The sequence below is a fragment of the Rhodobacteraceae bacterium IMCC1335 genome, from assembly GCA_039640495.1.
Taxonomy (GTDB): Bacteria; Pseudomonadota; Alphaproteobacteria; order Rhodobacterales; family Rhodobacteraceae; genus Thalassovivens.
Genome location: CP046864.1, coordinates 3,515,547 through 3,537,354, shown reverse-complemented (window position 1 = coordinate 3,537,354; position 21,808 = coordinate 3,515,547). Strand labels below are relative to the sequence as shown.

Sequence of the window (21,808 nt, the reverse complement as noted above, 5' to 3'; positions counted from 1 at the left end):
TTATTAATTAAAAAGTTGGAGTTAAACTCATTCAGTGAACCTTTTTATTGATCAAAACGAAACACTTATCTGCAAGCTACCAAATTAGATATATCAGGGGCGCTTCGACAAATAACGCCATATACAGAGCTGATAGACCTAGTATCTGTAAGCCGACTGACATCTTCTGCAGAAAAATCATATCATTATTTATCAGGTATCTCAGCGTTCTATCCAAGCCTAGGCCTTAAAAAAATTTAAGGTATGGGGTTCAAATACAGCGATACAAATTTCTGGCTCCGCTAAAACAATTCACAACAAACGAGCTAAAGATTTATCGATCACTAAATGTGTTGCATAGCCTCCAATGAGTGCAGTTCGTACGGCAATCGCATCGTGATGTTGTGAGGCGACGCATATCTTACATGGAACCGAACGTATCTCATTTGGTTTCATACCAATTATTCTTTCACTAAAATCATGTTCAATATGTTCCCCATTGGCATCCAGTATATGTCCGCACAAAAGGGCTTTCGCCCCATTCATGAGAAAAGAAGAAAGTTCTTTATCTGTGGCCATCTTAATTCTTGTTGGATCTGCCAAATCTATACCTCCAACGGAAAATATAATTCTGTTTAACCCCTTTAACCTTTCAAGTTGATCATTCACGACTGGCTCTTGCCGAAGTTGATGAGCCAAATTTGGCTGAGACATGATTGCAGGGGCATGAAGGGTGTAACAGCGTCCGTTTAAGTTTTCTGCAAACCTGATCGCGCTCGCTTCTGCACTAATCAATTCTTCTGACATTACGCTTCCTGTAATTTGGCAAATAGTCAGAGAATGAATATCTTTTCGTGATAATTCTTTTGAGACAAGTTGGATAGTTCGTCCCCATGCAACTCCTATTCTATCTCCATTTTTTAATAATCCCTCTAATGCGTTTGCGGCCAATCGTGCTGTTGATAGATGCGCTTCATGCGCCGTTCGTTTGTGATCGGTATTTGTGATATAAACTTCTTTGAGTGCATATTTTCGCCTAAGTTCCAGTTCTAATTCAGATCCTTGATATGCGGAACCTTTTATCTTTATTTCGACGAGACCCTGATCACGGCTTTGCTTTAAATAATTGATGACCGTGGCACGCGAAATTCCCAATCTCTCAGCAATATCTTGCTGCGTGCGACCATCTTTGTAATATAGCTCAGATACGGTAACCAAAACATCCGATTTTAAAGCAGTATAAGGTTTTGTCTCATTTGCGTACAATAAATCACCTCAGCGCGGCTGCTGTATTCCCACCGTCAACCGTGAGAACATGTCCTGTAGTTCTTGACATCAATGCCAAGGCCACAAAGGCATCTGCGACGTGGCTGGCTTCTACTTCTTTTTGAAGTAGGTTTCCGCCCATATAATCTGCTTCGCTCATACCGCGTGCCTTGGACCGTTCTTTGATAAAGCTGTCGGTTAATAACCCGGATCTTATTCTATCAGCATTTATGCCGTTCACTCTAATTCCCTCTGGCCCAAGTTCTAACGCCAATTGGCGCATTAAAAACATTGTGGTTGCTTTGGGCATCCCATAGGCTCCCATGTTTTTGCCTGGATTTACGGATTGTTTAGATATGTTGAAAAGTATCTGACCGCCATGTCCTTGGGCTTGCATCATTTGTGCAGCTTCAGTTGCAAATTTATAGTGCGCGAAAAAGTTTAGTTCAAACGCCGCCCTGAGCTGCTCTTCATGTAGGTCTAATAAACCACCACCTTGGGCAGACCCTGCATTAGAGACCAATATATCTATACCCCCAAATTTTTCGATGCAGGCATTCATGGCGTCTTTTGCAGCACCTTCCTCGGTGATATTCGTTTCATAAAAACCATGCCAATGTCCCAACGACGCTGCCGCAGACTCCAGTTTGTCAAGGGCTTGATCTACCAACATTATACTAGCGCCTTTAGCCGCCAAAGCTTGTGCAGTAGCTAATCCGATTGCGCCTGCACCACCTGTTATAACAGCAATTTTTCCCTGTAATGGCGGAGCAATACCTTTTCCAAGTTTGGCTTGCTCAAGCGACCAATACTCACAATCAAACATATCTTTTTCGCCAAGAGGATAAAACCCTCCTGCATCTTCTCCTACAGATCTGACACGCATATTTTGCTCTGCTAAATCTGCTGCAGCAGACGCGGCGGCCGGGCTTGTTCCAAAACCAACAATCCCTACACCCTCAACCCACGCATGTTTTGGATCCGGAGAAATTAACGTTTTCGGTTCAAAGGCATTTGGAGCCTGTCTTTCGAAGTATTTTCTGTAATCTGATGCAAATGTTTTAATCTTATTAATAATATTCTCTTTGCCGCCAGCCAGCTCACGCGTTGTTAAGATCAGAGGCTGACCTTTAGTACGCAGAACGTGATCGGGAGATGCCATGCCTCTTTTGGCTAAGCTTTCTAAATCTGGGCGTTCGAAAAATGACATTACATCGGCACAATTCCTAACATCTAATATAGGCATTTGGATGCCTATATTTTTATGAACTTCCGCAATTGCGCCCCTTAAAACTGGCAGAACATTTCTTTTTTCAATTGACCCGCGCCAACCAATTGAGGTTGGTTTCGTCATTTTCAAATAATCGGCTACTTCATTTGTATGTGAAACAATTAAATTATAGCTGGCTTCAGCGGTTTCCCCAAAAGCAAAATGCCCATGGTTCAACAAGAGCAGGCCTTCTACATTTGGATTACTGTCGTAAACTTCGGCTGCTTTTTTTGCGAGATTAAAACCTGGCATGATGTAAGGAACGATCCCGAGTCGATTCCCAAAAATTTCATGACAAATTTCTTCCGCATTAGGAAGGTTTGCTAAAATTAAAAAAGGTGTAGCATGAGTATGGTCTACAAATCGATGCGGTAAAAATGCGTGAAGCAGTGTTTCCACACTTGGGTTTGGAGAAGCGCAGTCTAATAAGTTTGAGCGCTGATAATTTACCATATCTTCATCACTTAGGGAATCTAGCTGCCTAAGCTTTAGCAAAGGGCTCAGCCATACGCCGGGCAATCCAGCAGCCTGAATCGTATCGAGATCCCACCCAGATCCTTTCACGTGAAGTACATCTTTTTGTTCACCGAAAAGGTTTTCGCGTTGGAGCTTTACGGATGTATTTCCCCCCCCATGCATAAGTAAGTCCCGATCAGATCCAATCAAACGAGAGGTATAGACACGTTCTGCTAGCTCTTGATCAGCGGCAAGACTGCCCGCATTACAGCGCCATTTTTGAGCTTCAAGCTCAGAAAATCTATTTTCGATCATTGTTTTTACCTTTGAATTCGGGAAATAAGCCATCCAAGCCTTCTGACGAGGCTTCTGCGATGCCGCGTTCAGTGATTAAGCCAGTGATTAAGCGATTTGGCGTTACATCAAAAGCTGGATTTCCAGTCTCTGCTTCTTGTGGCGTGATCTGGACTGTTGCCAAGTTTTCATTTGGATCTATACCCATAATATGACTCACTTCCAAACTAGATCGTTCTTCGATTGGAATTTCTGCTACCCCGTCGTTTACGCTCCAATCGATAGTTGGAGAGGGTAGGGCAACATAAAATGGCACGTTGTTATCAAAGGCTGCCAAAGCTTTGAGATACGTACCTATTTTATTACACACGTCACCGCGCGCTGTAGTTCTATCGGTTCCCACAATAACCATGTCAACTTTGTTATGCTGCATAAGATGCCCGCCAGCATTGTCCGTTATGTAGGTGTGGGGAATGCCATGGCTGCCCAATTCCCAACTGGTAAGGCTGCCTTGATTTCTAGGTCTAGTTTCATCAACCCATATATGAATCGGTATTCCTGCATCATGTGCTTGATACATGCCGCTCGTCGCCGTTCCCCAATCAACTGTTGCCAACCATCCGGCATTGCAGTGAGTGAGGATGTTGACTGGTGCATTATTGGATTTTTTCGCCGCAAGTTTTTTGATTATGTTTAACGTGTGCATTCCAATTTGTTGGTTCATTACCACATCTTCTTCTGCAATGGCATGTGCCAACTGCATTGCTGCAGCTGCGCGCACGTTTACCTCTACGCTTTCCAATGCACTTTTGCAGCGCGATAAAGCCCAGTACAAATTTATTGCTGTTGGTCTCGTTTCATTCAGCTCGATACATGCAGTTTCCAAACTTGTATTGCTTGGGTCAACGGCCATTATTTCAGCGATCGCATAGGCTGCGGTTGCGCCTATTAGCGGTGCGCCACGCACCCACATATCGGAAATTGCGTTGGCAAAGTCGTTTTTTGTTTTAAGATGCACGATCCGGAATTCGTGCGGAAGCCAGCGTTGGTCAATAATCTTTACATTTTTTTCATGTTCGTCATACCAGATCGATCTGAATGCAACTCCGTTGACTTTCATAAAAAGTTCTCCGCGTTAAATTTTCTGGCTAAATTTAAAAGATCGTTGGTGCTGCTAATTTTTTCATTCTTTAAAATAAGGTCTCGCCCCATCATCAAATTGCGCGCCTCCAGAGGAGCGCGCCGCTCTAAATCATCAATACGTTCAAAATCTGCGTTGTGCGCCAGCGACAAACAGCGCCGATGCATTTCTATGCCACAAAACCCTAAGCTGTTTCGCCAGATATCAGTTAATAAACTGATCAATGCCTTATTCGAGCTATGGCCTTGATCTTCAAACATAGTTTTAGGATACAACATTCCGGTACGCTCCGTATGCCAAAGGTCAGAAAACTCTTTTTCAAAACTTGACCAAGTTTCTGAAATTACCGCCAATATCCAGTTTTGATAATCTTCTAAATTGTCACCTCGATGTTCGGTTTGTGAGAAAAAGGCCATGAAGTAATTTGCGAATAACATACCTAAATCAAATCCAAACGGTCCATAGGTTACAAATTCTGGGTCAATCACTTTACTCTCTGTGGAGGTGCACATTATCGAACCAGAGTGAAGGTCCCCATGACACATTGTGTCTTGTTGTGCTGAATAGAGCCGAAAGAAATGCTGTGTGCGTGCCTTCATTTCTATATCATTGCGTATAGTTTCGACAATTATGTCCAACCCGGCTGTATGATTGTTCATATTCGCATCGAAATAGGGATCTGTAAAAACTAACGCTTCGGTAATTGCGGGGATAGCTACATTGCCTGCAAATAACGCTCGATCGTTTTTGACTCGCGCTGTGTCTAATGAAAGGTCTGAGCCACGAAACGCCGTCCTAGCGCAAAACTGTCCTACGTCCGCTGCCAGATTTTCTACTTTTTCTCCCAAAATAAGCTTTTCTCTAAGAATTTTGTGGGGTGTAAGATATTCCATAACGAGGAGAGCTTGGTCACTGTTGAAGTAATAAACTTTCGGGACAGTGCCCTCGGCCCTCGCTGCTTGTCTGGTCAATGCATGATACTCAAAATAAGCGCGATATAATGGAAGCGGCCAACTATCTCCTACCAGTCGAACATAAGGAAGGGCTTGCTTTACAATTACCGCTCCAGAAGGGCTTTTTACAACAAATACAAGGTTTAGATTGCCATCGCCGACCTCTTTAACTTCCCAAGTGTCAACATTCTGCCCGATTTGGTCCGTTAATTCGCGAACAGCCATTAATCGCTTAGGTAAATTTTGTATTGTTAACGGTTCATATTTATCATCGATCATTACAAACTCCTTAACGGCATTTGTAGACCATCCAACCGATTCAATCAAATGTCAACAAGCTTGACATCTGAGTGAATCAAGACAAAAGTGATTGTTAGGGAGCTTAATAATGTCCGACGTGGCGTGCGAAATTAGCAGATTAGAAAAGTCGTTTGGGCCCAACCAGGTGTTGCGCGGCATTGACATGAAATTGCCTTCCGGTCAGGTCAGTGTTTTAATGGGCGCCAATGGTGCAGGAAAATCAACACTGGTAAAAATTCTATGTGGGGTGCATTCACCTGATACAGGGCAGATTAAACTTTTTGGTTCTCCGTTTAAGCCAAGATCACCTATTGAGGCCTCTAGAAATGGCGTGATCACTGTACATCAATCAATCAATGATGGTGTTATTCCCGACCTTGATGTGACGTCGAATCTTTTGTTGGATAATTTGGCACAGCCTGGAAAAAGAATGTTTTTAAAGCGTGCGGAAATGAAAGCGCGAGCTGCCAAAATAGCCAAATCTGTTGGGTTTGACGCGGATTTGGATGTTGCAGTTTCTAGGTTGGGTATTGCCGACCGACAATTGATTGCGATCGCGCGTGCTGTTGCTTGCAACCCTAAGCTCCTGATTTTGGATGAACCAACTTCCTCATTATCTGCCGTCGAAGCGAAAAGACTGTTTGAGGTAATTAAAACGTTAAAGCGTGACGGAGTCGCTATTCTTTATATTTCGCATCGTATGTCAGATATAAGAGCTATTGCAGACCGTATCTTGGCAATGCGGGATGGTCAAATTTCCGGTAAGTTTGAGGGAGAGAATTTAGACTACGAAGGCGCAGTTACCGCAATGTTAGGTCAGAAAATGAGTGATTTTAAGATCGAGGTAGCTGAGGGTTCTTCCCCGGTCTTGCAACTAAGTGATCTGCGTCTCTCGGACGAAAGTGACCCTGTGGAAATTACAGTCTCGCGTGGTGAAATTGTAGCTATTACTGGTTTACTCGGCAGCGGCAAAAGCTTGCTATCTTCAATTTTATTTGGTTTGGAAAAGCCTGCAAGCGGCAAAGTTTATCTAGAAGGTACGATTTTTGAGCCCAAGAGCCCTGCTGAGGCAATATATCGTGGTGTTCATATGAGCCCTAAAGATCGGGCAAATAATGCAGTCGTGGGCGATTTTGACATTGAAGCGAATTTGACACTGCCGTTTACAAAGAGTTTTTCGAACTTTGGCTTTACCGATAGAAAAAGGCAGTATTCTGTTTGCAGTGATATGATCGATACAATGGGAATTGTGTGCCAGAGCGGAAAAGATGCAATTGAAACGTTGTCGGGTGGTAATCAGCAAAAAGTTATTGTTGGTCGCTGGCTTTTGAAGCCTTGCAAGGTTCTGATACTTAATGAGCCTTTTCAGGGTGTTGATATTAAAGCGCGGCGCGACATCGGCCAGCATATCAGGGCCACTTCAGATAATCGCGCCACATTAGTTTTTGTGTCTGAGCTTGATGAGGCAATTGAAATTGCAGATCGAATAATAGTTTTGCACGAAAAGGCCATTGTCGGTGAGCATGTGAATAGAAATATAGACCTTTCAGAGCTTTTGTCTCAGGTTTCTGGAAATTCCAACCTTTTCAAACAGGCTGAAGTTATAGAATGAAAAAAGATCTTCTAAGAGAGTTCGCCATTCGTTTTGGATTTATAATTCTTGCGGGATTATTGGTTTTATTTTTTAGTATTTTTGCCAATGGTTTTGCAGGCCCCCGCTCAGCTGTATTTATTTTTCAATCTGTGGCTATAACTGGTATTTTGGCTTTAGGAGTTACCTGCACTTTGGTAGTAGATGGTTTCGATCTTTCGATAGGGTCGGTCGCAACTTCAGCATTAATGCTGTCTGCTTACATGATGGTTGTATTGGAACAAAGCGCTGTGGTTGCCGTGATCGTTTGTTTGTTAATGGGCGCGGCTGTTGGGTTTGTGAATGGAATTTTAATTGTAAAAATGCGCGTGCCTGATTTATTGGCAACGTTAGGCATGATGTTTCTGCTGATAGGTTTACAAAGAATCCCCACTGAAGGCCGTTCGATCTCGACAGGTATGAGACTTCCTGGAGGCGAAGTTGCAGATGGTACTTTTGCAGAAGGCTTCTTGTGGCTCGGTCGACACAGAATTGATTTGTTTTTGGAAAAATTAATTCCGGTGCCCGTCATAATATTTTTGGCTATTTCGGTGTTAATTTGGGTTTTTTTAGAAAAAACCCGCCACGGTCGGCTAATGTATGCTATTGGCTCTAACGAGCGGGCAGCTGCATTGGCCGGTACAAATGTGTTTAATTATAAGATCTTAGCATATATGATATCGGGTGTCACAGCTTCCATTGGAGGCATCTTACTAGCAGCGCGCTTGGGACGAGGTGATATTGCTTCCGGAAATAATTTGCTTCTCGATAGCGTGGCTGCCGCTTTGATTGGTTTTGCCGTTTTGGGTGCTGCTAAGCCAAATGCGTTTGGAACCGCCATTGGCGCATTATTTGTTGGCATTTTATTGCAAGGACTCACGATGATGAATGCTCCTTATTATACTCAGGACTTTGTAAAAGGCGCCGTTTTGGTTGTTGCTCTTATCTTCACATTTGCCCTGTCGTCTCGCGTGCGGGGAGGAAGTCAATAAACTATAACTTTAATCTTAAGGAGAAAAAAATGAAAAATATTAAACGCAGTATGTTGAAGCTGGTGGGTCTTACGCTCTCAAGTTTTGGGCTGGCAACAACAAGTTTCGCCGCTGATATGCCAGCGCCATTTGATAATGCTGGGGCTGTGAAAATTGCATTGGTACGGTATCTTTCAACGGGTGATTTTTTTCAAGCTTATTTAGGTGGCGTGGAAGCGCAGGCAGATGCGTTAGGTGTGGATTTGCGCGTTTTTGACAGCCGTCAGGATGCCGCCTTACAAGCCGACATGGTTGATCAAGCCATAGCTCTTGGCGTTGATGGCATTGTTATCCAGCATGGCTTAACCGAGTCTATGAAAGAAGCGGCACAAAGAGCAGTTGATGCCGGTATTAAGGTTGTGGCTTTTGACGTCAATGTAGAAAACGCCGCTATACCACAAGTGGAACAGTCTGATTATTTACTTGGAAAATTGGCGCTTGAGCAAGCTATCAAAGATAACGGAAATACGTTTAAGGCGGGATACGTATATGTTCCAGGTATTGCTCCTTTAGATCGTAGAAATGTTGCATGGGAAGAGACCCTTGCGGCAAATTCTGGAATTGAAGAAGCCGCAGTATTCGGCACTTTAGATAACCCTATCGCGAATACCAATGCCAACCAAGCGCGTTCAGTGCTGCAAGCAAATCCTGATATTACTGTTATGTTCGCGCCTTATGACGAATTTGCAAAAGGTGTTAAGATCGCAGTGGATGAAGCAGGCTTGACGGATCAGGTAGATATCTATTCCGCTGACGTTTCTACTGCAGATATTTCTGCCATGCGGGAGCCGGGATCAGCATGGGTCGCGACGGTGGCTACCAATCCCGCGGTTGTTGGCGAAGTTTCTATTCGTTCACTGGCCATTATGCTATCAGGAGGAGATCCAGGGGCGAGTGTTATTGTGCCGCCAACGTTGATCACTCAAGCGTTTTTGAATGAGCAAGGTATTAAAAATATGGCTGATTTAGGCGCAAAGATGCCTCAGTTTCAACATGCTGATGTTGCAATGACAGATTGGATGCCTCTGCCGGCACGTTAAGAAAATGTCTGGTGCGAATTAGCTCTAACGCACCAGACTAATGACACGCTTGATGGCGTGAAAATAAATACATAAATTTTATTATAAGTCTTTCTTTATTAAGGTATGTTGCCAGTTGTTAGAGGTGTTTATTCTCAAGTTATGCAGGTTTGAAGGCCGTTGTGTTTCAAAAAAATATTCGATGCGTTTTTTGCAATCCTGATCAATTCTTAGAAAAGATCTTCTATTGTATCTGCGCAGATCACTCTTGGGATATTAAGAAAGACTGGTCTAATTACGCAAAGGCAGTGATAGTAACGCGGCATATGAAAAGGCAGCAGCGTTTCGCCATGACGGACATTCATAAAGGTTTACTCTACACGTTTCTGGGCGTTTTATGCGTTGTACCGGATTCGCTTTTTGTACGATTGATCACAGCCGAGCCACTGGTGACGGCGTTTTGGAGAAGCTTAATCTCTGGTCTTGTTATTTCGGCCGGTTTGCTTGTGTTTAAGGGCGCACCGAGCTTTCGCAATATCTTATTGATGGGAAAGCTCGGCTGGACTTATTGTTTTTTGATCGGTTCGACATCTCCGGCTTTTGTAATGGCGGTAAGTCAAACCAGCGTTGCGAATGTTGTGTTTATCTTTGCCTCCATGCCGGTGTTTTCGGCGATTTTCAGCAGCATGTTTTTGGGCGAACATATTTCAAGGCGCACTGGTTTGACGATAGTTTTCGTGGGGGTTGGGTTGGCGATCATCGCTTATGGCTCGGGCGAAAATGAATTGGCAAATTGGACGGGGGATCTTTGGGCTGTCTATGTATCTGCTGCCTATGCCGGGGCGCTTACAATGCTGCGCCGATTGAAACATGTTTCAATGATTCCAGCGATTCCAATCGCTTATTTGGGGTCTGCGCTCGTATTGTTTCCCACGCTTGGCTCGGGGCTTGAGATTGAAGCGAATATTATGCTTTATATTTTGCACGGTGTTTTTATCGCGTTGGGCACATGCTTCCTGACGCTTGGCCCCCGCTATCTCAGTGCTCCAGAAGTCTCGCTCTTGATCTTACTCGAATCTGTATTGGCGCCGCTGCTGGTCTGGGCGGTGATTTCGGAAAATCCGGGCTTTTGGGCGCTTGCCGGAGGCGGTGTTGTGATTGGCGCTTTGCTGATTTCTAATGGGAGCTTGTTGCTTAAAACCGCTAAATCGCCTAAAGTCCTTTGATATGTTTATAAATCGTTGTGCGCGATACACCCAATCTGCGCGCCACAAGGCTGATATTACCGCCTGAATCCATCCAGGTTTTCTGGATTAAAACGCAGCTTTCTTTGCGCATGGGCGATTGCGCGCAGGGGGCGCAAGGGATAATTTCACCACCCGACATATTTTGCTCCCCTTCGATGGCCTCGGGGCGGATGATTGTCGTGGTGGAATTGGCAACCAGCACCTGCAGCATTTTTTTCAGCTGGCGTATATGGCCGGGCCATTCCCGGGTTTCCAAAAGGTCAAGAGCCGGTTTTGACAATATATGCTCGGGCGAGATCTCTTTTAAAAGCTCTGCCGCCAGCTTTCTAAAATCCATTCTTTGCGCTAGACTGGGCAACAATATCTGCGCGCCGAAAATACTATCTAGAAACTCGGGGTCCATATCATGCTCTATGCGCAAGTCATGCAGGGATAACCGGCTCGAGACAAACACCGCTGCAATTTTATGTTCATAATCGCCCAATTCACAGTCTTGGCGCGCCTCAAAGATTTGAACAAACGTTTTTTGTACGGGCAGCGGCAAATTTTCAATACCACTGATAAACAGGCTGCCGCCTTGGGCTTTGCGCAGCTTATTTTGCGCCAAAGTTGACCCGTTTGGCTGAAAATAAGCCAGCTTGCCTTCGGGCCCAAATAACAGCTCTTCGTGGTCCTCAGAGGTTAATAAATTACATTTTATTTCGACAAAAGGTCGCTTGGGCAGATAGATGTCATGCAATTCTTGCGCGGTGGCCCTTTTCCCAGAGCCTCTGGGCCCTTCGATGAAAATTGGCAAATCATGAGACAGCGCTCGCTCTGCACGCGATAAATGGCGCTTTAAGCCCGAATCTTCGGCGATATAACAGCGCGTTTGCGGTTTTTCACCCGGCGGGAATGCCCGGCCGTGTTGATCCATTATCGCGGCCTTTGAGGCCGCTAAGAGCGACGTGCCTTTTGGATTTATTTCAATAATTCGTTTGGTAGTGGGCTCTTTCATCGCCATGAAAACGGCCGATCCCATCGCATCGTGGATGCGGATGATTTCATTTGAATTTAACCGATTGGCAATGCTCGAATAGGGGATCGCGAAAATATCGCCAAAATGGCGCTTTTGCGACAGGTTAAGCCCATTGAGCATAATTTTTGCATTTATATTTGCACCGTCGATAAAGCCATGTTCATCCACAGCTAGCAAAGCGGCGCTGGTGGTAGAAAGATATTCATGGCGCGCGTGAAAGCTGATGATCGATGAGTTGCGGAACTCATCAATAAATAATCTGTTTTCTACATTCTTACAGGCCAGCTTTACCAAAGCCAGCGTATGCTGTTGGCGCGATGAAGCATCTGATGTTGCGTCTATCATGCCCACAATTTCATTGTTCTGGCCATATATCGGCGCCGCAAAGCAAGAGAGATCGCCTAATTTTCGAAAAAAATGGTCGCGGCCGGCAACGATTTGCGAGGTGCCCGTATGCAGGCACAGCCCCAATGCATTTGTCCCGCGGTAATTTTCTGTCCAAATTGAACCGGGGATGACCGCGCGACCAGCATCGCTGGTTTTGAACTCTTCATCCAGCAGCGCTTCTAAAACCACCCCGCTGCTATCGGCATAGGCAACCATGAAATTGGTCCCCGCGATTTGATTGTATAAAAGTTCCAATTCCGGCGCGACAAATTGTTTTATATATTCGTTCTTTTGCGTGATTTCTAAAAACTCAGTTTCGGATTTCACTGCATCAACGGGCTTTCCATTTGGGTCTAATCCAAAGGAAGAACTGCGCCGCCAACTGGCCGCAAGCGAGGCTTGAGAGATCTTAATCTCTGTGCCAAGCGCGGTTTGCGTCAAGGTCTCATCTTTAAAACCATTGCCCAATTGGCTCATATCCACCTCCCTTCTGCATTTGTATTAGCGCCAAATGACGGATGCCTCAAACTGGCCATTTGTTCACAAACTGAACACAAATTAGGCGGGTCTGCACATATTTGAACAATTATATGGATTGTTTAGCTGAAAAACCAAGCAATATTCAGCAGGAGTTCTGAGAATGAAAGGCATATTATGAAAGCGCAGGTGCTGAAGCAATACGACGATGATCTAACAGCATCGTCTTGGGTGGATCTGGAAAATGTTCCCGATCCGAAAATCGAAAAAGCCAGTGATGTCATCGTGCGCATCGGCGGCGCAGGGGTCTGCAGAACAGATCTTCACATTATTGAGGGCGTTTGGCGCGAGGCAACCGATGCTGACCGCAAATTACTGCCATTGATCATGGGCCATGAGAATGCTGGCTGGGTCGAAGATGTGGGCAGTGAAGTCGAGGGGCTTAAAAAAGGCGACCCCGTCATCGTGCACCCTAAAATCACCGGTGGTACCTGTCTGGCATGCCGCCGTGGTCATGACATGCATGGAGAGAATGGTTCTTTCCCGGGCGTTGATTGCAATGGGGGCTATGCAGAGGCGCTGAAAACCTCCGTACGCAACATCGTGAAGCTGCCGCATACTTTGGTTCCCAAGGAAGTGGCAGCCTATGCAGATGCGGGCCTTACGGCCTATCGCGCTGCAAAGAAAGCATCGCGTCACCTGTTGCCGGGTGAGAAATGCGTTGTGATCGGATCTGGTGGTTTGGGCCATATTGGTATTCAGGTTTTGCGGGCCATGTGCGCGGCAGATATTATCGTTGTTGATCCTTCGGATATGGCGTTGAAGCTTGCGGAAAGCTGCGGAGCGGATGCGCTCGTCAAGGCGGATGGCAATGAGGTTGAAAAGGTGTTGGAGCTGACCAAAGGGTTGGGCGCCGAAGCCGTCCTGGATTTTGTGGCCGAGCGCGGCACAACAGCCAAGGGCCTTGCGATGACGCGGGCGATGGGCAGCTATTACGTTGTTGGATATGGCGAAGATATCAATGTAAGCGCGTTTGAGATGATCACGACTGAGAAGAACATCATTGGTAACTTGGTTGGAACATGGGCTGAGCTGACCGAATTGATGTCTTTGGCGGATAAAGGTCAGGTTCATTTGGCAACGCAGGAATACAGCTTGGAAGATGCAAATCTGGCTTTGCAAGATTTGAATAACGGCAAGGTAAAAGGGCGGGGCGTCCTTGTACCTTAATTAAATACGAAACCTACTGGGAGGAAGTAAAATGAAGACAAAAGTGAGCATAAGCCTATTGGCGGCGGGCGCAGCCCTGCTGGCTGGTACGGCGCAAGCGGATAAGTGGAGCGATCAGTTTCCGCATATCAAAAACACGGGTGATATCGCGGGCGAATGCTCTTATGAGGCAATGTCGCAAAAAGATTACAGCGGTCAAAAGCTGACGATCAACACCCATGCTGTGCCTGTTATGGGCGAGCCAACTGCGCTTCACGCGGAGCAGTTCAGCGCGTTGACAGGCGCTGAGGTGAACGTCATTCACACGCCTGCAGGTGATCTTTATTCAAAAGCGATGGTTCCGTTTCAAGCGGGTCAGGCGCCTTATGACATCGTGTTCGGCTTTTCCAACTTTATCCGCGACTGGAAGCAATATTTGCAGCCCGTGCCCGCGAAATATGTGAATATGGCACAAATGAAAGACGTTACGCAGAGTCATATTGACGTGAACTCTTGGGGCGGTGAAATGATCCAATTTCCAATCGATGGGGATCGTCATTATCTGAAATACCGCAAAGACGTGATTGATAACCCTGAATATCAGGCAAAGTATAAAGCCGAAACGGGCAAGGAATTACGCATTCCGCAAACCTGGAAAGAATATGGCGAAATGGCTGCATTCTTCAATGGTTGGGATTGGGATAATGACGGCGAATTGGAATATGGTTCAGCCGAAGTTATGAAGAAAGACGATCTGATGTTCGCGGCGTTTTTCAGCCGGTCGGTGGCCTATTCAAAGAACCCGCGGGTTAAGGGCGGATTCTTCTTCGACCTGGAAACCATGGAACCATTGGTCAATGGACCGGGTTTTGTAGAAGCACTGACAGATTGGGTTGAAGCAACTAAATATGTGCCCCCAGGTGGCATTAACTTTGGCCTTGGCGATGAGATTAACTCATTCGGCGGTGGGCAGACATTGTTCAGCTTCTCATGGGATGATGCGTTTGTGGCAGCGATGCAAGATGACAGCCCGATCAAGAACAAAGTTGGCGCAGCGCCCTTGCCGGGGTCAAACCGGGTGTGGAACCGCGACAGCGCAGCTTGGGAAGATACGTATAATCAAGCACCTTATATCGTTTGGGGTTGGACAGCTGCGGTTGCCAAGAAAAGCAAAAACCACGAGATGGCTTTCGACTATCTGTGCTTCTTTGCCAATGATGCCAACCACCAAGCCGATATTGCGATTGGTCGCTTCGGTGTGAACCCGTTCAAGAAATCTGACTTTGTGCCTGAAATTTATGTTGAGCGCCAAGGTTGGGATCCTGAGATTGCGCAGCAATATGCGGATACTCTGATGGAAATGGAAGAAGGCAGCACGAACCGTGTGTTCCCATTGCGGGTGCCAGGTGTTTTCCAGTTCAACAGCGCCGTCGCAACCGGCACATCGAAAGCTTTGGCGGGTCAGTTGTCACCGCAAGAAGCCTTAGATGAGGTGGCCGCTGAGTGGAAGAAAATTGTGAAACGTATCGGAGCTGATACAATTCGCGAAGCTTATGCTATTGGTGTTGCACTGGAAGACGCAGAGTAAGCTTTAACACTACTTAAGAGAATTGGAGCGTCCCTTTTCTGGGGCGCTTCTTATAAAACAGGGCGATAATCAATGAACTTCAAACATAAATATATGTTTTTGCTTCCCGGGCTTTTGGTCCTTTTGGGCATTTTGATATTTCCAATTGGGTTTACAGTACGCTTAAGCCTTTCAAGCTGGGACAGTTTTTACCCGGCGCTTGATTTTATCGGTTTGGAAAATTACGTGCGCCTGTTCACGGATGATGCGCGGTTTTGGGAAGCATTTGGCCGCTTGAGCTTGCTGTCGCTAACCACCGTCTTCTTGCAATATGTGATCGGGTTTGCATTGGCGCTCATGGTTTGGAAAGACATTGTCTTTCAAAGATTTTTCCGGGTTTTGTTCTTAATCCCGATGATGACGACACCGGTGATTATGACCGTTATCTGGCGTACTTTTTTCCATGAGTCGCTTGGACCGGTGAATGATTTCTTTAGTCTGTTCGGGATGACGCCACTTTGGCTCAGTAGCGAGCTGCTTGCTAAATTCACAGTGGTTTTGGTTGAGGTTTGGCAATGGACGCCGTTTATGTTCCTGCTGTTATTGGCGGGTCTTTTATCGCTGCCGAAAGAGCCGTTTTTGGCCGCCTCAATTGATGGCGCAGGGCCTATTCGAACCTTCGTTTACGTGACCTTTCCGTTGATGGCGCCAATTTCGATCGGGGCGATTATCATCCGACTGATTGAAGCCTCGAAAATTATGGATACGGTATATGTTTTAACCTCGGGCGGGCCGGGCACAGCCACTGAGACCTCCAGTTTTTACATCTTCATCAAAGGCTTGCGTGAATTCCAATTTGGTTATTCTGCAGCGCTGTCTTTGACCTATCTGATCATCATGATCATCAGCTTCACGATCATTGCAAAGATTTTGGTCAAACTGATGGTGCGGGGTAATTAATCATGGGTTATTTTTACAGCACTCTTAAATATCTTGCGGTTACCCTGTGGTCCGTCTTTGTGATTGCGCCGTTCCTTTGGGCCATTTCGACCTCATTTAAAGATTTCCAATCGGTCACCAATGGGGCCACCTATATCCCTTGGGTGGATTTTGAGCCCACATTGGAAGGCTGGAGGGCGCTTTGGAAATCACCGGCACAGGGCGGCGTAGATATCGTTGAGCCGTTTTTTAACAGCGTGTTCGTGACCTGCGCGGGCAGCTTGATCAGCATTATTTTGGGCACATTGGCGGCTTATGCTTTGTCACGCTTTACCTTCAAAGCGGGCCCTATCCGCAACGGTGATATCACCTTCTTCTTTATCTCGCAGCGTATTATGCCCCCCGTTGTTCTGGCGATTCCGTTCTTTATTATGTTGGGCAAATTCTCGTTGCTGGATACGTTGCTGGGACTTATTTTGGTTTATATCGTGCTGCTGATGCCGATCGCGGTGTGGATCATGGTTGATTTTTTTAACAAAGTACCGCGCGAGATCGATGAAACCGCATTGATTGATGGTTGCAACCCGTATCAGGCGTTTTACAAAGTTGTGCTTCCAAACTCGATCCCCGGAATCATCGTGGCGGGCATGTTTTGCATGATCTTCGGTTGGACTGATTTCTTCTTTTCCTTCATTTTGACATTTACAGAAGTGCAGCTTCTACCTGTTGCGATCGTGGCGCTGAATTCATCGATTACGCCTTGGTGGAGCCTGTCCGCGGCCGCTTTGGTCAGCGTTGCGCCGCTGATCTTAGTCGCCTTTATTGTTGAGCGGTTTTTGTCAAAAGGTAACCTGTCAGGAGCATTGAAATAAATGTCACTCATTGCCTCAAACCTGCGTCTGAAGCCGGATGCGGAATATCATTTGAATGACGTTTGTTTTGAAATGTCTAAAGGTGAAATCTACACGATTATCGGTCGAACTTTGGCTGGCAAAACCACCTTGCTCAAAACCATTGCGGGATTAATCGCGCCTGAAAGCGGCAGTTTAACCCTGGATGAACGGGATTTTGGCCGCATTCCGGTGTGGAAGCGCGAAGTGGCAATGGTGTATCAGCAATTCATCAATTACCCGCATCTTAGCGTGTATGAAAATGTCGCCTTCCCTTTGAAGCAGCGCCGCATGCCGACGGGTGAGCTGAACGATCGGGTAATGAAAGCGCTTGCGCAAGTGGGGTTAGACGGGTTTGAAAACCGTAAAATCCAAGCCTTGTCGGGCGGCCAGCAACAGCGGGTGGCGCTGGCGCGCTCTTTGGTGAAAGAGGCCAATATTGTGCTGCTGGATGAGCCTTTGGTGAATTTGGATTATAAATTGCGCGAACAATTGCGCGAAGAGTTCAAAAATATTTTTAGCGCGAAAGCCTCTGAAAATTCTATTTTGATTTATTCTTCGACCGATCCTGTCGAGGCGATGCAACTGGGCGGGCAGATATTGGTCATGGATGAAGGGCGCATCCTGCAGCAGGCCAGCGCAAAAGAAATATATGAGAACCCCAGTTCGACCAAAGTCTCGCAAATCACCAATGATCCGGCGATGAACCTGTTTGAAGGCACCGTGGCCGATGGCAAGATCATCTTAAGCTCGGAAATTCAATTTGACCTGCCTCAGCATTGTCAGGCGCTACCGCAGGGCCCCTATGTGTTCGGTCTGAGGGCCGCAGCGATCAGCTTGGCGGAGGGGGGCTTTCCCTTCACTGTTGAGCTGTCCGAGATCAGTGGCTCTGAAACCTTCCTGCATCTTAAACATGAGCATGTACAGGTGGTGGGCCTGTTGGATTCGGTTCAGAATTTCAACATAGGCGAGACCGTGACAGCACAATTTGACACAGCGCATCTTTATGCATTTGCAACGGATGGAAGATTAAAATCCTCACCCTATGGCGGACTGAAGTAATGGCTAAAATTGAACTGCAAAATATTGCGCATTCTTACAACCCTCAGGCGGTAGATAAGACCTATGCGTTGAACCCGTTTAATATAACCTGGGTTGATGGTGGCCGTTATGCAATTTTAGGGCCCTCGGGCTGTGGTAAAACAACCATGTTGAACATCATGTCGGGTATCGTGCAACCCTCAGAGGGGAAATTGCTTTTTGATGGTGTGGATGTGACCGCGCTGTCCACGTCTGAGCGTAATATTGCGCAAGTGTTTCAGTTTCCGGTGATTTACGGCACGATGACGGTTGAGCAAAACTTGGCCTTTCCTTTGGTGTGCCGGAATTATGAAAAACCAGCGATTGATGCCAAAGTACAGGAAGTGGCTGAAGCGTTAAGCCTGCAGGGTTTGCTGAAAAAATCGGCCAGCCGATTAACCGCAGATCAAAAGCAGCTGATTTCTTTGGGGCGCGGGCTTGTGCGCGATGATGTTGCGGCCGTGTTGATGGATGAACCGCTCACGGTGATTGATCCGGATCTGAAATTCCGCCTGCGCCGGCAGCTTAAAGAGATCAATCAGAAATACCGCTCGACGTTGATTTATGTGACGCATGATCAAAATGAAGCCATGACATTTGCCGAAAACATCATCGTGATGGATGCCGGCAGCATCGTGCAAGTGGGATCGCCTGCTGAGTTGTTTGAGCGCCCCAAAACAACCTTTGTGGGTTATTTTATCGGCGCGCCGGCGATGAACTTTTTTGCTTGTAAAGCCGATGGCAGTACATCAGCCGCCTTTGGCGGCGCAACGATTGCAACCCAAACGGACCTTTCAAAAACCGGCTCTGCGGATTTGAAATTGGGCATTCGATCCGAATATATTCAGATCGCTGAGGCAAAGGGGCCGAATACAATCACCGCGCAGGTGCAGCGGGTGGAAGATTTGGGCAATCATAAATTGGTTACCGCGGCCTTTGACCAGTTTGTGATTAAGGTCAAGCTTGAGCGCGATATCGAAGTGCCCGCAGAGCATGTTGAGCTGATGCTGCCAGCTGAAAATTGCTGCGTTTATGCTGATAATGTCTTGGTCTAGGGTCCAAAACATGCTTTAAAAGCTTTAAAATGCCAAAACCCGGTTCTCGTGTTGAAAACTGCTCTGGACGTTTGAGGAGCTTTTAAACGGCGCTGGGGTAAGACATGACGCGAATGGTTTTGCGCAAGCCCCCGGCGCCTGCGCGGCATAGCGCGGCAATCGGTTTGCCGGAGGGTTTGAAAGAAGAGCTGGCGGGAAAAGCGGGCTTTTGTGAGGATGTTTTTGTGTTCTGCGCGGCTTGCGCTTGCAATGCGTAAATTGAGCTAAAGTTTATAGCTTGCATCTGGAAACCTACGGTTTGATTTTGTTCCTTTTCATTTAAGATTTAATTTGTATATTTGAGGCATGAACGTTTTGGGCCAAAATATCAATTTACGCAACGCGCGGTTAAAAGGGCTGCTTGGTCTAAATCTACTAAGCTGCCTCTGAGCGTGCCGGTATTTGGTGCGTCCGCTCAGAGGAGGCAATTCATATCGCACCCCGAGCTTAGTAGACAATAAAGAGACTCAGATATGACAGATATTCCCCCAAAAGACCGCGTTGTTATTTTCGATACGACCCTGCGCGATGGCGAACAAAGCCCCGGCGCAACAATGACCCATGATGAAAAGCTAGAAATCGCTGAACTGCTTGATCAGATGGGTGTTGATATCATCGAAGCGGGATTTCCAATCGCATCTGAAGGTGATTTTCGCGCGGTCAGCGAAATCGCGCGCCGCAGCGCCAATTCGGTGATCTGCGGGCTGGCCCGCGCCAATATTGGCGATATTGATCGCTGTTGGGATGCGGTAAAAAATGCAGAAAAGCCGCGGATCCACACGTTTATAGGAACTTCTCCGTTGCATCGGGCGATCCCGCAATTGGATATGGACCAAATGGCGGATCGGATCCATGAAACGGTGACGCATGCGCGCAACCTGTGCGATAATATTCAATGGTCGCCCATGGATGCAACGCGCACCGAACCGGATTATCTTTGCCGCGTGGTGGAAATTGCGATTAAGGCGGGCGCTACAACAATCAACATTCCCGATACGGTTGGGTATACGGCGCCCGTGGAATCTGCCGAGTTGATTCAAATGCTATTGGCGCGCGTTCCTGGCGCAGATCAGGTGGTATTTGCGACCCATTGTCATAATGATCTGGGGATGGCGACCGCCAATGCCTTGGCCGCGGTGGCGGGCGGTGCGCGCCAAATCGAATGTACGATCAACGGTTTGGGTGAGCGGGCCGGTAATACGGCGCTGGAAGAAGTGGTGATGGCGTTAAAAGTCCGCCGCGATATCATGCCCTATTTCACCAATATCGACAGTACGAAATTGATGAATATTTCGCGCCGCGTGGCAACTGTTTCCGGGTTTCCCGTACAGTTCAACAAAGCCATTGTGGGCAAGAATGCCTTTGCCCATGAAAGCGGCATCCATCAGGACGGAATGCTGAAAAATGCCGAAACGTTCGAAATTATGCGCCCCGAAGATGTTGGGCTTGCGGCGACAAATTTGGTGATGGGTAAGCATTCTGGCCGCGCGGCGTTGCGCTCAAAATTAGAGGAGCTTGGATATAAGCTGGGCGATAACCAGTTGAAAGACGTGTTTGTGCGCTTCAAGGAACTCGCTGATCGGAAAAAAGAAGTTTATGATGATGATCTCATCGCGTTGATGCGGGTGGGTGAAGATGCCGAAAATGATCGCTTAGTACTGAAATCTTTGCGCGTGACCTGCGGAACGGATGGCCCGCAAGAAGCGGTGATGACGCTGTCAATTGATGGTCAAGATGTTTCGACCACCGCAACCGGGGATGGGCCGGTTGATGCAACCTTCAATGCCGTCAAATCGCTGTACCCGCATACGGCGCGTCTCCAATTATATCAGGTACACGCGGTGACCGAAGGCACCGATGCGCAAGCCACTGTGAGCGTGCGCATGGAAGAAGATGGCAATATTTCCACTGGAGAATCCGCCGATACCGATACCGTGGTTGCCAGTGCCAGAGCCTATTTGAACGCTTTGAACCGGCTTTTGGTACGCAGAGATCGTATTGGCGAGGATCATAAAGAGATCAATTATAAAGATTACAGCTAAAAGAAAACGGGCCCAAAAGCCCGTTTTTGAATGCGATACCTGCCTATAAGACATATTTTATGAATAAGATATTCGGGAGCATGAAAGCAAAGCAGATGCAAAATACCTTGGCCAGACGCGAGATCTTTCCGAAAGTGCCTTGCCCCAATGCACCCTGCCCATAGGCAATTGCCCCGCCTACCACGGCATAGCCATTTGCCAAACGCCGATTTTGAGAAGCCTCAATTGAGCGTATCGCCGCCTCATAAATGGCGTTTTGATCGGCTGCCTGTGAACTCTTCGTATTCATTTTATATTCCTTTATTCCCATATGGTTGAGATGATGCAACGCCGCTATAGGTCAAGCTGCTTGGCGAAAAGTTACCGGGTTTCTATCTAAAAATTTGAACCATTTTTGCGCTGCAACAGGCCGCAGTGACGTCGGTTATCTTCCGGAGCGAATATCAGCTGGCCAGCCGTGGTTAGAGAAGGTGGTATTGCGGTTCACTGAACGGCTCTAGCGCTCAAAAAAATATCTGG

At 46.8% G+C, this 21,808-nt stretch carries 18 protein-coding genes; 12 read left to right on the top strand and 6 right to left on the bottom strand.

The window, feature by feature from the left end:
* Positions 1-291: 291 nt before the first annotated feature.
* From GN241_17190 to mtnK, 4 genes are read right to left on the bottom strand one after another with little or no spacing between them, the layout of a single operon-like run.
* Positions 292-1,245, bottom strand: a complete 954-nt coding sequence (locus tag GN241_17190; GenBank protein XAT58939.1) for a winged helix-turn-helix transcriptional regulator — start codon at positions 1,243-1,245, stop codon at positions 292-294.
* 4 nt (positions 1,246-1,249) lie between these two features.
* Positions 1,250-3,286, bottom strand: coding sequence for a bifunctional aldolase/short-chain dehydrogenase (locus tag GN241_17185; protein XAT59337.1), 2,037 nt, complete (start codon positions 3,284-3,286; stop codon positions 1,250-1,252).
* Entirely contained in the window at positions 3,273-4,385 is a 1,113-nt protein-coding gene (gene mtnA / locus GN241_17180; protein ID XAT58938.1) for an S-methyl-5-thioribose-1-phosphate isomerase, read from the bottom strand. The genes GN241_17185 and mtnA overlap by 14 nt, the downstream gene beginning before the upstream one ends.
* Positions 4,382-5,638: an S-methyl-5-thioribose kinase gene (gene mtnK / locus GN241_17175; protein XAT58937.1), complete on the bottom strand. Its 1,257-nt coding sequence runs from the start codon at positions 5,636-5,638 to the stop codon at positions 4,382-4,384. Before mtnK ends, mtnA begins: the two co-directional genes overlap by 4 nt.
* Before the next feature lie 109 nt (positions 5,639-5,747).
* On the opposite strand from mtnK, the gene GN241_17170 reads away from it, so the two are divergent.
* The 4 genes from GN241_17170 (at position 5,748) to GN241_17155 (ending at position 10,565) form a co-directional block, all read left to right on the top strand.
* Entirely contained in the window at positions 5,748-7,271 is a 1,524-nt protein-coding gene (locus tag GN241_17170) for an ATP-binding cassette domain-containing protein (protein XAT58936.1), read from the top strand.
* Positions 7,268-8,281, top strand: a complete 1,014-nt coding sequence (locus GN241_17165) for an ABC transporter permease (protein XAT58935.1) — start codon at positions 7,268-7,270, stop codon at positions 8,279-8,281. The genes GN241_17170 and GN241_17165 overlap by 4 nt, the downstream gene beginning before the upstream one ends.
* A gap of 29 nt (positions 8,282-8,310) precedes the next feature.
* Positions 8,311-9,360 carry a substrate-binding domain-containing protein gene (locus GN241_17160; protein ID XAT58934.1) on the top strand — a complete coding sequence of 350 codons (1,050 nt, stop codon included), beginning with the start codon at positions 8,311-8,313 and terminating at the stop codon, positions 9,358-9,360.
* 329 nt (positions 9,361-9,689) lie between these two features.
* Positions 9,690-10,565: an EamA family transporter gene (locus GN241_17155; GenBank protein ID XAT58933.1), complete on the top strand. Its 876-nt coding sequence runs from the start codon at positions 9,690-9,692 to the stop codon at positions 10,563-10,565.
* On the opposite strand, the gene GN241_17150 is transcribed toward GN241_17155, so the two are convergent.
* Positions 10,552-12,468 carry a sigma-54-dependent Fis family transcriptional regulator gene (locus tag GN241_17150; protein XAT58932.1) on the bottom strand — a complete coding sequence of 639 codons (1,917 nt, stop codon included), beginning with the start codon at positions 12,466-12,468 and terminating at the stop codon, positions 10,552-10,554. The two genes, GN241_17155 and GN241_17150, sit on opposite strands and share 14 nt — an antisense overlap.
* Positions 12,469-12,645: 177 nt before the next feature.
* Here GN241_17150 and GN241_17145 point away from each other — a divergent pair, with 177 nt between their 5' ends.
* The 8 genes from GN241_17145 to GN241_17110 all read left to right on the top strand — a co-directional run bounded on the left by GN241_17145 (position 12,646) and on the right by GN241_17110 (position 21,289).
* Positions 12,646-13,698 (top strand): alcohol dehydrogenase catalytic domain-containing protein, encoded by a 1,053-nt coding sequence (locus tag GN241_17145; GenBank protein XAT58931.1) that lies wholly within the window; start codon positions 12,646-12,648, stop codon positions 13,696-13,698.
* Positions 13,699-13,729: 31 nt separating this feature from the next.
* Positions 13,730-15,265: an extracellular solute-binding protein gene (locus GN241_17140; protein XAT58930.1), complete on the top strand. Its 1,536-nt coding sequence runs from the start codon at positions 13,730-13,732 to the stop codon at positions 15,263-15,265.
* A gap of 72 nt (positions 15,266-15,337) precedes the next feature.
* On the top strand, positions 15,338-16,204 hold the full coding sequence (locus GN241_17135; GenBank protein XAT58929.1) for an ABC transporter permease subunit: 867 nt from the start codon (positions 15,338-15,340) through the stop codon (positions 16,202-16,204).
* 2 nt (positions 16,205-16,206) lie between these two features.
* A complete protein-coding gene (locus GN241_17130) occupies positions 16,207-17,055 on the top strand; it encodes an ABC transporter permease subunit (protein ID XAT58928.1) in 849 nt (282 codons plus the stop codon).
* Positions 17,056-18,135: an ATP-binding cassette domain-containing protein gene (locus GN241_17125; GenBank protein ID XAT58927.1), complete on the top strand. Its 1,080-nt coding sequence runs from the start codon at positions 17,056-17,058 to the stop codon at positions 18,133-18,135.
* Positions 18,135-19,208, top strand: coding sequence for an ATP-binding cassette domain-containing protein (locus GN241_17120; GenBank protein ID XAT58926.1), 1,074 nt, complete (start codon positions 18,135-18,137; stop codon positions 19,206-19,208). Before GN241_17125 ends, GN241_17120 begins: the two co-directional genes overlap by 1 nt.
* Before the next feature lie 104 nt (positions 19,209-19,312).
* On the top strand, positions 19,313-19,465 hold the full coding sequence (locus GN241_17115; protein ID XAT58925.1) for a hypothetical protein: 153 nt from the start codon (positions 19,313-19,315) through the stop codon (positions 19,463-19,465).
* Positions 19,466-19,720: 255 nt separating this feature from the next.
* On the top strand, positions 19,721-21,289 hold the full coding sequence (locus tag GN241_17110; GenBank protein ID XAT58924.1) for a 2-isopropylmalate synthase: 1,569 nt from the start codon (positions 19,721-19,723) through the stop codon (positions 21,287-21,289).
* Between the two features lie 43 nt (positions 21,290-21,332).
* On the opposite strand, the gene GN241_17105 is transcribed toward GN241_17110, so the two are convergent.
* Positions 21,333-21,578 carry a hypothetical protein gene (locus GN241_17105; protein XAT58923.1) on the bottom strand — a complete coding sequence of 82 codons (246 nt, stop codon included), beginning with the start codon at positions 21,576-21,578 and terminating at the stop codon, positions 21,333-21,335.
* Positions 21,579-21,808: the final 230 nt, after the last annotated feature.